The organism is Faecalibacterium langellae (genome assembly GCF_002549775.1).
Taxonomy (GTDB): domain Bacteria; phylum Bacillota; class Clostridia; order Oscillospirales; family Ruminococcaceae; genus Faecalibacterium; species Faecalibacterium langellae.
Map to the genome: position 1 here is coordinate 1 of NZ_NMTR01000059.1, position 1,069 is coordinate 1,069.

Sequence of the window (1,069 nt, forward strand, 5' to 3'; positions counted from 1 at the left end):
CAGAAATCTAAAATACAAACGATAATGCGCTTTAATTTGCTTCAATTCGCCGTACGGATGCGTACAAGTACAGACCGTACAGGTTGTACGAACTTCTTCCGTAAAAAAATGCACTTTTTACGGACAGGGGTGGACAAGCGGTTCGATGCCCATGAAAAGTAGTATCAAATGATAGACAACAGGAAAAAGTATGTTAGAATGATAAAAACGGTTTCTTTGGAACGTTGCAGAGGTGCAGAATATGGAATTGAATCATAGCGGAATGATTTATTTCGCCTTAAAAGAAGAATCTAATCAAGTGGTACACATCTTTGAGATGGTGGAAAAAGATAGAGGAAAGGCGTGTGAGTGCATTTGTCTCTGTTGCGGTCACCCTTTGGTTGCTAAATTGGGGCGCGGAAAAAAGACTGCACACTTTGCACATTTGGCAGAAGAAGGAAGAACAACGTGTTCGGCAGATGAAGCAAATGAAAGCGGACTTCATAAAATAGCGAAAGAAATCGTTTGCAAGAGCGAATATATTTGGCTGCCCCCAGTGACGATATCGGAACAAAATGATCCTGATCGCAATGTGGAGGACTATAAACAGCAAGAGCCATTATTGTTGGGAGAAAAGTTTAAGCTTCACTATCAAAATGCTAAAACAGAAGTGCCGTTTGATGGATTCAAGCCGGATGTTTGCATTTTTCAAGAGCGAAAAAATATCCTTATTGAGATTGCCGTAACGCACTATGTTGATGCGGAAAAATATAGCAAGATAAAAATGGCGCAGATGCCAACAGTAGAAATCAATATTGCTGATTTTATAAAAGACTATAAAGAGGAAGAAACAGACTCGATAAATGATTTTGAGAAAAAACTGAGGAACAATCTGGTAGAAAACGTTGAAAACAAAACATGGATCTACGACCCGCGAGAAAAAGAGGGAATCAAACAACACTGTGAGCGAAACCGAGAACTTGAAATAGAATATCAACAAAATCGCATAGAGATACTAAAGGAGCAGGAAGAACGGAAAAAGCGGGAGGAACAGCAGGAGAGTTGGATACAAGAACAGCAAAGGCTCCGA

Annotated in this window: 1 protein-coding gene; it reads left to right on the plus strand. The window is 39.9% G+C overall.

Going from position 1 to position 1,069, the window contains the following annotated elements:
- Positions 1-241: 241 nt before the first annotated feature.
- A partial coding sequence (locus CGS49_RS13655) for a competence protein CoiA family protein (protein WP_207653419.1) occupies positions 242-1,069 on the plus strand: 828 nt, incomplete at its 3' end.